At 60.0% G+C, this 12,202-nt stretch carries 10 protein-coding genes and 2 pseudogenes; 5 read left to right on the plus strand and 7 right to left on the minus strand.

The features are described 5' to 3' along the window. Positions 1-129: 129 nt before the first annotated feature. The 7 genes and pseudogenes from MF410_RS35570 to MF410_RS35600 all read right to left on the minus strand — a co-directional run. Positions 130-654 (minus strand): annotated as a pseudogene (locus MF410_RS35570) (molecular chaperone HtpG); the annotation flags it as partial. Positions 655-819: 165 nt separating this feature from the next. Next, positions 820-1,800 carry an MBL fold metallo-hydrolase gene (locus MF410_RS35575; RefSeq protein ID WP_105008782.1) on the minus strand — a complete coding sequence of 327 codons (981 nt, stop codon included), beginning with the start codon at positions 1,798-1,800 and terminating at the stop codon, positions 820-822. Between the two features lie 317 nt (positions 1,801-2,117). Further along, positions 2,118-3,161: a LysR family transcriptional regulator gene (locus tag MF410_RS35580; protein ID WP_239621324.1), complete on the minus strand. Its 1,044-nt coding sequence runs from the start codon at positions 3,159-3,161 to the stop codon at positions 2,118-2,120. 75 nt (positions 3,162-3,236) lie between these two features. Continuing rightward, a complete protein-coding gene (locus MF410_RS35585) occupies positions 3,237-5,555 on the minus strand; it encodes a hypothetical protein (RefSeq protein WP_239621488.1) in 2,319 nt (772 codons plus the stop codon). 63 nt (positions 5,556-5,618) lie between these two features. Continuing rightward, positions 5,619-6,367 (minus strand): annotated as a pseudogene (locus MF410_RS35590) (ABC transporter permease). Positions 6,368-6,398: 31 nt separating this feature from the next. Further along, on the minus strand, positions 6,399-7,394 hold the full coding sequence (locus MF410_RS35595; protein WP_027690879.1) for an ABC transporter substrate-binding protein: 996 nt from the start codon (positions 7,392-7,394) through the stop codon (positions 6,399-6,401). Between the two features lie 12 nt (positions 7,395-7,406). Continuing rightward, entirely contained in the window at positions 7,407-8,162 is a 756-nt protein-coding gene (locus tag MF410_RS35600) for an ABC transporter ATP-binding protein (protein WP_196236932.1), read from the minus strand. Positions 8,163-8,378: 216 nt separating this feature from the next. Between MF410_RS35600 and MF410_RS35605 the strand changes: the two genes are divergently transcribed. From MF410_RS35605 to MF410_RS35625, 5 genes are all read left to right on the plus strand, one after another. Continuing rightward, positions 8,379-9,101, plus strand: coding sequence for a GntR family transcriptional regulator (locus MF410_RS35605; protein WP_115156488.1), 723 nt, complete (start codon positions 8,379-8,381; stop codon positions 9,099-9,101). Between the two features lie 194 nt (positions 9,102-9,295). Then, positions 9,296-10,474, plus strand: coding sequence for an acyl-CoA dehydrogenase family protein (locus MF410_RS35610; protein WP_239621325.1), 1,179 nt, complete (start codon positions 9,296-9,298; stop codon positions 10,472-10,474). An 11-nt stretch (positions 10,475-10,485) separates the two neighbouring features. Beyond that, entirely contained in the window at positions 10,486-11,379 is an 894-nt protein-coding gene (locus MF410_RS35615) for an NtaA/DmoA family FMN-dependent monooxygenase (protein ID WP_239621326.1), read from the plus strand. Then, positions 11,304-11,840: a hypothetical protein gene (locus MF410_RS35620; protein ID WP_239621327.1), complete on the plus strand. Its 537-nt coding sequence runs from the start codon at positions 11,304-11,306 to the stop codon at positions 11,838-11,840. Before MF410_RS35615 ends, MF410_RS35620 begins: the two co-directional genes overlap by 76 nt. 10 nt (positions 11,841-11,850) lie before the next feature. Next, positions 11,851-12,192: a DUF3088 domain-containing protein gene (locus MF410_RS35625; RefSeq protein WP_105008776.1), complete on the plus strand. Its 342-nt coding sequence runs from the start codon at positions 11,851-11,853 to the stop codon at positions 12,190-12,192. Positions 12,193-12,202: the final 10 nt, after the last annotated feature.

The raw sequence follows: 12,202 nt of genomic DNA on the forward strand, positions 1-12,202 counted from the left end.
GAGCCGCGAGGGCCGCGACAGCAAGCTAATGTAACCCTTAGCCATAGGGGCCGGGAAGGCTCGGCTCCTGACATGGAGCCGAGCGAGATCGCCACGTCGAGTGGTAAGCAAAGTGTGAACAGGCTAACCCTACGACCGAACTGACCTCTCGAAAACCCTCGCCAGCCGTTGCGCGAATTCTCGGGGATCTCGTGGCCGTTCGCCGTCGAGGATGCGCGTTTGGTCGAGCAATAGGAACGTTGCGTCCTCTTGATAAGAGGCATCGTCCTCTACGGCCGCGATGGCTTTAATCACGGGATGTGCCAAGTTGATTTCGAGGATCGGTTTGGTGGCTCCCTGGAGACGACCTGCGTTTTGCAGGATCTTTTCCATCTGCCTGTCGTAGCCGTCCACCGGCGCAACTAGGCAGACCGCGCTCTCTGTCAAGCGGTCGGGATGCCCGAACATAGGCGCCTTGACGGCCGGTTTTTCTCTTGCGAAGCCAATAAATGTCGCCAAACCGGCGCTGTCCTGCTCCGGCGGCGTTTGATTGTCGGGCCTTGGATACTGCGCCAGATCCGCAGTTCCCTGCGTGATCGATTTGAACGCCTTTCCTTCGAATTCCGGCGCGTTCACCACCCAGAAGCTATCGACCAAGTCAGTTAGCAGCAGGACACCCGATCGAGCATGACAAGCCGCTTCAGATAGAAGAGCACCAGCTCGCCCCAATGCCCGAGGATTACATGGAGGTTCGGATAGGCGCACCGCCCCGGTTCGTTCACTGGCCTGGCAAGGCTCAAGCCTTTGAATCCAATCGGGGGCGGCACGTTTCGTCAGGCTCTATTGGCCGGCGCGGTTGCGATATTCGACCGGATGCCAGGAGAACGAGTCCGGGCCTTCAGCACGAATGTAGCCGACGCCAGGGAAGGGAAGATGCGGCGCGGCGACGAGTTCGCGTCGCGCGGCAAAATCTGAGAAGGTTTCCTTCCGCACGGCCGCGGCGTCCCGTGGATTGACGTCGTAGACGATTGTTACATTCGGATCGGGAAACTGGACCGCTGCGACATGGATCACATCACCGATGAAAGTCATGGATCGGCCCTTGCTCGTGACGGTGAAGAAGGCGCTGCCTGGCGTGTGGCCTGGATGTAAGGAGGTCGCGATGCCGGGCAAGATCGTGTCGCCGTCGCCGAATGTCTTCGCCTTCCCCAGCTTTTCATAGACACCAATCGTCTTGGCCGCCTCGTCGAAATACTGATCCGCATAGCCTGTCTTCCGGGCATTGGAGGGATCGAGGAAGAATTTCAGGTCCGGAGCGCTCACATGGACCGTGGCGTTGGGGAATGCGGGTCGACCGTTGCGCACCAGGCCGCCCGTATGGTCCGTGTGAATATGCGTGATGAGAACGTCCGTCACGTCACCGGCCTTCACGCCGACGCCGGAAAGGCTGTCGAGGAGCTTGCCGCCATTCCCCGGTCCGAAGAGGTCGCCGGAGCCGGTGTCGACAAGGATGGTGCGCGTCCCGTCCTGGATCAGAAAGGCGTTGATCGATGCCTCGACGGGGTTTGCGAGGAATTCCTTGTCGAGGAGATCGTCGGTATGGGCGTGGGATGTTCCGATCAGGAGCTTATAGAGATCCTGCGGGACGGTGCCATCCGAAAGGGCTGTGATCCGCAAATCACCAAAAGGAAAGGAGTAGCCGTCGGTGACCTGCTGGTAGCTCGCCGTCGCCGGTGCGTTGTCGACTGCGAAGGCGGGTGCAGAACCCGCGGTCAGAAGGACCACGGCGGTCGAGAAGAGTAGGGTTCTTGCAGTTGTCATGTTCTTTCATTCCTGCTTTTTTGGACGTTGAAATCCGTCGCCGGACAGATGGTCGGCGAGGAGCGACAAAGAGTGAGCGAGTGGCCTGGATTGCGGGCCGGAGCGTCAGTGGCGAGACAACAAGCTGGCTTGCGGCCGCTCAACTGATGCTTGAACTGAACGACGCTCGAAGATGTCGATCGGCTCGACGTCTAGAGCGAGATCCAGCTCTCGGCGGCCGTTCTTGCGGCCGACCCAAAAGTGCCATTCTCCGACGTCGAGGACCAATCGCAATGGATCATGTGACCTATCGCTTTGCCTGATGGCTGCATTCCGCCTCAGGCCTTGTCAAGCGCCGCTTCAGCCACCATGGACCGCAGCCAGCGATGCGCGGGGTCCGCCGCCATCTTCGGATGCCAGAAGTATTTCAATGCGAACCTGCCGAGGGCGAGTGGTGGTTCGAAAAGGTCAAGGCTGTGGGTGAAGCGTTGGAGCAACCGCCTCGGCAGCGTGCACAGGCAGTCGGTCGTCGCCACGAGGAGAGGAGCGAGCGCATAACTTTGAACGGACACCGTCACTCTGCGGCTTCGACCGTGCTCAGCCAGGGCTCCGTCAATAATCCCCGAAAACATGCCCCCGTTTGACGAAATCAACAGATGGTCAAGCGAACAGAATTCATCGAGGGACAACGGTCCGGTTCCGCGGGGATGACCGATCCGCTGGGCGGTTACCAGTTCGTCGTCGAACAGGCTGCGGCCAATCAGATCCTGGGGCGCATCATCCGGTGCGCCGATGTAGAGATCGAGGTCGCCATGCTCCGACAGCTCGCCGATCCTGCTCCTGTCGGGAAAGATGAACGCGATCCTGAGGCCGGGCGCCCGATCATGAATAAGAGGAAGCAGGTCGGGAGCGAGGATTGCCGCAGGATTGTCCGAAGCTGCGATCCTGAATGTGCGATCGCTCGATGCGGGATCGAAGAGATGGGCCCTCTGCGCGAATTGCTTCAAGCGCTCGAGAAGTTGCTCCAATTCCGGCTTCATTGCCAGGGCATGCGGCGTCGCCGTTACGCCCCGTCCAGTCGACGCCGGAAGAAACAGCGGGTCATTGAGGATCTGCCGAAGCTTGTTCAACCGACCGGACAAGGCAGATTGGGTAATATTTAGCCTTGCGGCCGCATGCGTGACGTTTTCGTCGCGCAGCAGCGCGTCGAGCGTGAGCAAAAGATTGATTTCCAGATCGCCCACACGATGCGCCAAGTCCAACGTCCTGATTTTGATCCGACCAATGTCAAAGTAACGGATTCCGCAGCGTTTTTCCAAGGCGAAGTCAAAGCCAGTCCGGCTGGCGACCGTATTGGGTACCAGGACGCCTTCTCCAGGCATCGGCCGTTTGGCAGCATTTCACGTTCCGATAGTGGAAGCCAGTCACCACCTTCCGGATTGTAGCTTATGCTCATTTCAAGCTGTCATGAACAGCGGTGACGTCCAAATGCGGGATTGATCCCTCTGTCTCGCTGTCAGGAAAAGAGGGTGTTCGCGGCCCTGGCTCAATTTTAGTCCCGACAGCGGTATCTCGCCTGAGAGATCGCGTGGAAGGGGACGATCGGTGACACGCTCCAACAGAAGTCTAAGCTCGACGCCCGGAAGATCGACCGAGATGGAGCCCTTTGCGATCAGCTCGTTTCCGCATGCCTCTAGCAACACCTCGGGAGCATGGACATGTGGCGGCGGCTGAAGCGGATCGCCGATCTTGCTGTAGCCGTGCAGCTTAGCGGCGACGACGATGCGCGCGTCGCGCAGATTCGAAAGCTTGACTTCGATTCCGTCGACGTCGCCATGTGTTGCCGTCCTGAAGCTGAGAGTGCCTAACCCAGTGCGCCAAACGCTTTGTTCGGGATGATCGAAGCCGATGCCGCGCACATCCAGAAGCGCTGCACCGGTAACAGCCACCTCGCCGCTCCAATAGGCCGCGCGATAGCGATCCTTTATTCGCGCGCCGCCGAAACGGATCCGCATACTGCGCTCGCTGAAGCCAGCTTCGGCATGCAGATCGCGTTGCCACACCATCTGGTCGCCGTCGAAAAGCTGAACTTCCTCCCAGCCGGCGTGGCCGAGCAGGCGGTAAGAGAGCGGCTCATTGGGCTGGGCATCAAACACCTCGCCCATGAAATGTTTGCCTTGGGACAGAACCGCAAAACTCCGTTCACCAGTCGTGGCAAAAGTGCGCCTCGCCCGAAGTGCAGCGCCAACGCCAGCACGGTCGAAACCGTCGGCGATGACGCCGGTGAGTCCCCCACGTGCACCGAAGGTTCCGGTGGCCGGCGCACCACCGCCGCATCGGCCCTGATGTTCGTCGCTGGCGGCGGAAGCGCCAACTCTGTGTCCGCGAGCTAGAGCTTCGGCGTAGAGCCAATGAAATTGTCCCCAGGCGGAGCCAATTTCGATGAGGCGTTCCAGCTCCGGATGGTTCCAGTCCAGAATGCAGCGCCGGCCACCCACATGCGGGATCATCAAATGGCCTTCCGGATCATCCTCATAGGCTCCATAGAGCCGGTCAACCGGCCATATCCCAGGACGGATCGCTCCCGCCGTCGTCTCATTCCATTCGAAAGAGCGAAGTGAGCGCCCCTGCTCGTCGAACGGAAACCGGGGCTTACCGTCGCGCAGGAAGACGACGTTTCGGTCACCACCGGCAGCGGAGTTGCCGCACCATTCGGTGCCTGGATAGCAGACGAAGCGGCCGGGCTCGTTGAGTTCGTGGATGGTCTTGACGGCCGCGTCCCAGTTCGTCTCGGTGATGTTGAAATCGTTGACGGTGTAGCCCACCACGTCAAGTCCGGCGATGTCGCGCCCATAGGTGAGATTATAGGTGGCATCATTGGTGCCAACGGTGTCGTCGGAATGAACGTGCAGATCGGCATAGAGAGGGCGCAAGGCTCCCTCTTCGCTCTGGACATAAGCGACGCCCGGGGCAACGCCGGGTTCGTCATTCAGCCATGCTTCCAATTTCCACTCGCCGGCAGCAGCGAAGGAAAGGGCGGAAATCCGCGCAAATGTCCAGCCTTCCGTGGCGAAGGCCACCAGCTCCGTTCGTTGCCCGCCATCCGGGGCAGTAATGACGAGCGCACCATGCAGGTCGCGGTCCTGGCAAGTGTTTCCCCATATATCGTCGACGCGCACGATAGCGTCGAAGAAGTGACCGCTGCCAACCAGCCGCGGCGCGATGACCTGAAGGGCATGCGGCTGCCCGGCCGCGATCTCCAATTTGCAGTCGCCTGGCACCTCCGCAAATTTTGAGCTGCCCAGCGGGTCGACGAACAGCCGGAAACGGAACACTTTCTCCACGAAAGTCTGCACACGTGTGCCGGCGCCGCCCTGCCGCCGATCGCCCAGACGGATGACGATCCTGTCGCCGGGGTTGAGATAGCCGTCGACGACGTCGATGATGACCGCCTTCTGGAAGGGACGTTCGTGTCCCTTTTGATCGAAACGCACCTTCAGTGCTTGAACGGTACCTGGGCTTTGCCCCGAAACCAGAGGACCGGCGTGGTATTCGGCGGAAATATAGTTGGCGCCCGTCGGCTCCGTTGTCTGGAACAGCGCCCAGTCGGAATAGAACTTGAAGGCAAGCTTCAGCCACGCTCCGTCTGCGAGACCGACAGCTCCGACCTCATAAACGAGCTCCAATTCGGTCCACTCGCCCGCCGTCAGCGTCTGCCTCTGACAGCTTAGACGGCCGAGGAAGGGCAGAGTATCGAAATGATCGGCAAGGCCCATCGGAGAATGGGCGCTGGCTTGAATCGTCTTGTCTGGCAAAATCTTTGTCATGGGGAACGTCCGTTATTGTCCGCGCCAGCCTTCGTAGCGGCGCTCTATCCGTCGAAACACGAGGCTCTCCATCAGCCACGCGGTAACTCCTATCAGCGCGATGCCGAGAAGCACCTGCGCCGAATTGCCAACCTGCCCGCCCATGGCGACCATCCAGCCGATACCTTGAGATGCGCCGATCATCTCGGCTGCAACAAGCGCCCGCCACGCTTGGGCAAAACCGATGCGCAAGGCGGCAGTGAGGAACGGGAGAGAGGCGGGAAGATATACATGGGCCAGCAATTGCAGCCTTTTGGCACCCAGCATGCGCGCTGCACGCACCTCGCCGCTGCTGATGGAAAGCACGCCTTCCTGAATCGTCTGGGCCATCGGAAAGGCCGATGCGATGAATATGACGACGGCAATGGAGAGATATCCAAGGCCGAAGAAGATCAGCGACAACGGCGCCCAGGCGATCGGAGGGATGGCCATGAAGAGACCGAGCAGCGGCTGGACGAATTCGCGAAACGGCCGCCAAAGTCCGGCAGACACGCCGATGAGCACAGCGGCCACGACGGCCGCGCCGAAGCCGCCGAATTCGCGCAACAAGCTCGCCATGACCTGGCGACCCAACTCGCCCGACCGGATCCAGCGAACCCCTCGGCCGCGACGTCCCACGGCTGCGGCAGCACATAGGAGGGAACGCGGCTTGCCGCGATGCTCCACACGACAAGGAGGAACGGAAGCGCTGCCCAGCGCCAGGACGGTTGCGGAAAACGCAGCCGCGCTGCCAACTTTTTCATCGATCGGATCTCATCGCTGAGCGGCCGCTTTTGCGGCGAAGCTGTCGTCAATGATGTCGTCGACATTCAAGCGCTTTTCGAGAAAGCCGAGGGCCACCGAGTAGTCGATGAGCCGCTGGATGAAGGCACGATCGGACGGCTCGATTTCCGCCGACCACCCAAGGCGCTTCCTCGCCTCCGTGACGATCGCTTCCGGCGGAACGATACGTCCGTCCGCGGCCGTCAGGGATTCCAGCTTAAAGCTCCGGGCGATGATCCTGTCGGCCTCTTCGGGATGCTCACGCAGAAACGCAATGGCCTTCGAATTCGCTCGCAACAATTTCACGAGATCGTCCGGGCGTTCCTTCAGCGTCTTGGCAGGCGCTGCTATGACGTACCAGGGATAGCCGGGCAAAGCTCCGTTCACGTCGAAGACGACGCGACCTGTACCGCGGAGCACCGATTGGCTGATGAAGGGCTCCCACAAAAAGGCTGCATCGACGACGCCGGTATCGAGGGCAGCGTTCATGTTACCCACGGGCATTTGCGACAGCGCAAGATCTGCGTCCGGGCTGAGGCCGGCGGCCTCTTTGAGAACGTAGCCACGCAGCAGCACGTCCATGCCGCTGCCCCTGTTGACGCCGGCAAGCCTCTTGCCCTTGAGATCGGAAAGGGCGTGGATCGGACCGTCAGTCTTCGCGATTACCGCTGCCTGACCATAGTTGACCTTGGCGATGATTTTCGCCTCAAGACCGCGCGCCGCCCATTGATAGACCGGGGGCGCACCGATATAGGCCACATCGATTTCGCCTCCAGCCACCCCCTGCTGGATGACGGGACCATCGCCGAAACCCTTGAGCTCGACGTTCAACCCCTCGTCGCGAAAATAACCTTTCTCCTCGGCGATCAGGGCAGGTGCATTCGCCATAGCCTGGACCCAGCCAATGCGAAGCGGCCGCGGGTCCTCGGCATGGGCAGGCAAAGCGGCTGCAAGGGCGAGAAGAACTGCAGGTAGAATGTGTTTCATCGGATGCTCCCTTCAGGTAACGGGTTGATTGCTGATCATGACTTTGGCAATTTCCTCCGAGAGCTGTTCGCGAAGTTGCGCGAATAAAGGATTGGCTCTCGTGCCGCGCTGATCGCGAGGACGCGGCAGGTCGATCGCCACTTCAGCGGTGATGCCCGTCGGCGGTAGCCCAAGGACGAGAACCCTGTCGGCAAGATAGATCGCTTCGTCGATGTCATGGGTGATGAACAGTACGGTCTTCCCCAAGCCCGACCAGATGCGCAGCAATTCGTCATTAAGGGATGCGCGCGTCAGGGCGTCGAGCGCTGCGAAGGGTTCGTCCATGAGCAGGAGGCGCGGCTCGAGCGCCAGTGAGCGCGCCAGCGCAACCCGTTGACGCTGGCCGCCCGACAATCGGTGAGGTGGCTCATGTGCCTGCTCTTCCAGACCGACAAGTCGAAGAAAATTAAGCGCGACGGCTCTCTGCTCCTGCGCAGATCCACGGCGATTCATGCGCAGGCCAAAGCGAACATTTTCCAGGGCACTCAACCAAGGGAAGAGGTTTGGCGACTGAAATACATATCCGAGGACCGGATGCTCCGGGACAACAGCCACACCGTCTATGGTGATATGCCCAGATTGCGGGCGCAGGAAGCCCGAGAGAAGATTAAGGAGCGTCGACTTGCCACAACCGGACGGACCCAGGATCGCCACGAATTCTCCCGGCCGAGCCTTCAGCGAAAACCGTTCGAACACGGCGCGTCGGCTTTCGGGATAGGCGAAAGCCATGCGGTCCACCGAGAAGGCGGCACCGGATGAAACCTGCCTTGGGATAACTGGAGATGCCATGTTGCGTTAGGACGACCCTGGATTGGAGTTGTCCCAATTTCTAATACATTATAATACAGGTCATCAACGTGAAGAGTTCCCCTTGTGTGGCAGCAAAAGGGAACGCTATTCCAAAGCTTCGCTGCTTCGTGGTGTTTTCGACCCTATGGAAAATAGATGAGTCTCATACGCAATAACCCGGTGGCCATGTACCAGCAGATCGCCGATCGGCTTCGTGCCGAGATCACCGAAGGCGCCTATGAGCCGTCCGGACGGCTCCCGTCGGAATCGCAAATTATGGCACGCTTCACAGTCAGTCGCGTCACCGTGCGGCTGGCGCTCCAACAGCTCGATAGAGATGGGTTGATTGAACGCCGGAAAGGCAAAGGCACTTTCGTGGCCGGCAAGCAGGTGCGCCATCAAATTGATACACTGCGTAGCTTTCATGAATCGCTGAAAGTCCAGGGCTTCGATGCTACGATGCGGATTGTCGAGTTGACCGCAATTGAAACACCGTCTGCTTTCATCCCGCTGTTCGGAACGACATGCGCACTTCTGGAACGGCTTCATGTGGTGAACGACGAGCCGATTGCATTGGGCCGAAGCTTCTTGCCGGCATTCATGTCGGAGCTGGAGCGAGAGATCGCCGAACAGCAACCAACTTATGCACTACTGAAAGACAAAGCCGGCGCCGACATTGTCTCCGCTGAGATTGCGATCGGGGCGCGTGCTGTTTCGCCTCGGATAACGTCGCTGATCGGAGCGGCTGAACATGCGGTCCTGCTTGTGCTGGAACGGAGCTCCTATTTCGAAACGGGCGCTTGCGCCGAAAAGTCTGAATTTTTTATTCGACCAGAGCGGTACCAATTTGTCCTCGGCAGTCGAATGCCCGACCGCTGAGTGTTCGAGTACTTGCTCTTGGCAGGACTCGACCATCGAGCCGACGTCAATGGCAACTCGCGTGCCACGTCGCGACCTGGCGCGAGAAGAATCTCTTGCCGTGAACTCAAATAGATATTGCTGGACTTGAACCGACATTCGCCGAACCTTTGAGCCCGAAGCGCTGCCACATGGCGGAGAGGTATGGGGCTGAAATGTCTTTCGAACGCAATGTAACGGATCCCTTCATTGCCAGGGCCATCGAGCTAAAGACGATTTTTCATCAAGACGCGGTCAAGCGCGACAAGCAGGGTGGCAGGCCGGTTGAGCAGATCCGGCTTCTCAAAGAAAGCGGCTTGCCGTCGGCCCAGATCCCGGTCGGCTACGGCGGACGGGGAGCCTCCTGGCTGTCGATCCTGCGTGTCGTGCGAGAATTTGCCCGCACCGACGGCTCGCTGGCCCATCTCTACGGCTATCATCATCTTCCCCTCAACCTCGTGCTTTTTCGTGGCTCGAGCGCGCAGAAAGACCACTGGCTGCGCGCGTCAGCCGCCGGAAATCTGATGTGGGGCAACTCCGGCAATGCGATGTCGAAAACCTCGTCGGGCCGGCGCACCGACACCGGCTGGGTCGTGAACGGCTCGCGCCCGTTTTCCTCCGGATCCCACATTGCGGACTACATCCAGGTGTCATGGGAAAATCCGGAGGGAGAGCGGCTGACTGCTGCTGTTCCGGCTGACCGGGCCGGCATCGTGATCGAAGACGACTGGGATGGTATCGGCCAGCGCCAGACAGGCAGCGGCACCGTCAGCTTCAAAGATCTGGAGATCCTCGACGAAGAGCTGATCAGTTCGCCGCAGGTCCCTTTGACGCCCTATACCTCGCTGACGTCGCTGCTACAACAGAGCGTCCTTCTCAATGTCTTCGTCGGTAGCGCCCAAGGCGCTCTGGACGAAGGCAGGGAATATAGCTCGACCCTGTCGCGTCCCTGGATCTATTCCGGCGTCGAAAAACACACCGACGATCCGTGGATCAAACGGCAATATGGCGAACTCTACATCAAGACGCTCGCCGCGACCGAACTCGCAGACAAGGCTGCCCGCAGCCTCGACGAAGCCTTCAACCAGGGGGCCGGTCTGACTGCCGGTGATCGGGGTGCTGCGGCAATCGACATCGCGACAGCCAACGTCTACGCGGGCGAGGCCGGCCAGGCAGTTTCAAGTGAAATTTTTGAGGTCATGGGCGCGCGTTCGGCAACCAATGCCAACGGTTTCGACCGCTTTTGGCGCAATGTCCGCACCCACACTCTCCATAATCCAGCTGAATATAAAAAGCGGACGATCGGCACCTGGCTCCTTTCGGGCGAATTCCCGGTGCCGGCAATGTACCGCTGAAGGGACATCTCATGGGTAGACGTAAAGATAAGATCAAGCTTGGCGCATTCCTGCTGTTTACCGGCCATCACGTTGCGGCATGGCGTCATCCGCAGGCTTCGGTCGGAACCGATTTCGAGGACTATTTCGAACTCGCCAAGCTTGCCGAAGCGGCAAAGTTCGACGCGATATTCTTCGCTGACGGCGTGGCCGCTCGGCTGAAGGATGTCGAAGCCGCAAGCCGGAAAGCGCATAGCGGCGTCTACCCCTTTGAGCCGATCACGCTCCTGTCTGCCCTATCAAGCGTCACGAGCAACATCGGCCTGATTGCCACGGCCTCGACCAGTTTCTCCGACCCGTACAACCTTGCCCGCCAGTTCGGATCGCTCGACCGGTTGAGCGGCGGCCGCGCCGGCTGGAACCTGGTGACGTCGTCAGACCCGGAGGCCGCCTATAATTTCGGTCATGAGGCGCAGATCCTGCATGCCGACCGCTACGATCGGGCCGAGGAATTCGCCGACGTGGTGCTCGGTCTCTGGGACAGCTGGGATGACGATGCCTTTATCCGTGATCGGGAAAGTGGCCGCTATTTCGATCCGGTAAGGCTGCACAGGCTCAACCACAAGGGGCGGCACTTCAAGGTGCGCGGCCCGCTGAACATTCCGCGTTCGCCGCAAGGACGCCCCGTCCTGGTTCAGGCGGGCGCATCGGGGCCGGGCAAAGAGCTTGCCGCCCGCACCGCAGAAGCGATTTTCGCCGCGCACATCACGCTTGATGAGGCCAAGACCTTTTATGCCGACGTCAAAGGAAAGCTCGGCACATACGGCCGCTCCCCGACGATCTCAAGATCTTGCCCGGCATCTTTCCCGTCGTCGGCCGCAGCGAGACGGAAGCTCAGGAGAAGTTCGAAGCACTGCAGGAGCTGATCCAGCCGCAGGTTGGCCTCAACTTGTTGTCACAGCTGAGCGGCGTTGACCTTAGCCCCTATCCGCTCGACGGGCCGATCCCGTCCGATCTGCCGGTAACCAACGCCGGCAAGAGCCGCCAGGAACTGGTGCTCGATCTCGCCCGCCGGGAAAACCTCACCATCCGCCAACTCTATCTGCGGATCGCCGGCGCCCGTGGACACTGGCAGGTCGTCGGTACGCCGTCTCAGATCGCGGACGTGATGGAAGAGCGCTTCGAAAACTACGGTGCGGATGGGTTCAACATCATGGCGCCGATGATGCCGGGCGGCCTTGCCGATTTCATTGAACTCGTCGTGCCGAGACTGCGCCGCCGCGGCCTCTTCCGCACCGAGTACGAGGGTACGACACTTCGAGAAAATCTCGGCCTCAAGCGTCCAGTCAATCGCTTTGCCGTCAACAATGCGGCAGCCGCGGAATAGGACAAGATCAATGGCGCGTGACAAACTCTACCTGATCGAGCCTGGCTTTTCAGATCCGAAACATCCCGGCATCACCTTTGTCTGCCCTCATTGCAACGCGATCGAAGGGCTGCTTGCCAGTTTTCCGCAGCTTGCAGCAACGATCGATGTCGAGCGGGTACCCTTCCCTCGTCCGCGTCGCAAAGTCATCGAAGAGGTCGGTGAAGAGAACCAGTCCTTGCCGGTCTTCATTCTTGCCGAGGCAGCCCCGCCTGATGCGGGCGATTGGAACGGCAAGCGTTTTGTCAACACGACCGATCGCATTCTCGAGCTGCTTTCCGAGCGGCACGGCTTTCCGCGCCTGCACAAATGAGGAGTGACGA

The organism is Rhizobium sp. C104 (assembly GCF_022354505.1).
Classification (GTDB): Bacteria; Pseudomonadota; Alphaproteobacteria; order Rhizobiales; family Rhizobiaceae; genus Rhizobium; species Rhizobium redzepovicii.

Bases quoted from the DNA above. Each gene is read 5' to 3' on its own strand.
- MF410_RS35575 (WP_105008782.1), bottom strand. From the start codon at position 1,800: ATGACAACTGCAAGAACCCTACTCTTCTCGACCGCCGTGGTCCTTCTG.
- MF410_RS35595 (WP_027690879.1), bottom strand. From the start codon at position 7,394: ATGAAACACATTCTACCTGCAGTTCTTCTCGCCCTTGCAGCCGCTTTG.
- MF410_RS35605 (WP_115156488.1), top strand. From the start codon at position 8,379: ATGAGTCTCATACGCAATAACCCGGTGGCCATGTACCAGCAGATCGCC.
- MF410_RS35610 (WP_239621325.1), top strand. From the start codon at position 9,296: ATGTCTTTCGAACGCAATGTAACGGATCCCTTCATTGCCAGGGCCATC.
- MF410_RS35625 (WP_105008776.1), top strand. From the start codon at position 11,851: ATGGCGCGTGACAAACTCTACCTGATCGAGCCTGGCTTTTCAGATCCG.
- MF410_RS35615 (WP_239621326.1), top strand. From the start codon at position 10,486: ATGGGTAGACGTAAAGATAAGATCAAGCTTGGCGCATTCCTGCTGTTT.
- MF410_RS35585 (WP_239621488.1), bottom strand. From the start codon at position 5,555: ATGGGCCTTGCCGATCATTTCGATACTCTGCCCTTCCTCGGCCGTCTA.
- MF410_RS35600 (WP_196236932.1), bottom strand. From the start codon at position 8,162: ATGGCTTTCGCCTATCCCGAAAGCCGACGCGCCGTGTTCGAACGGTTT.
- MF410_RS35580 (WP_239621324.1), bottom strand. From the start codon at position 3,161: ATGCCTGGAGAAGGCGTCCTGGTACCCAATACGGTCGCCAGCCGGACT.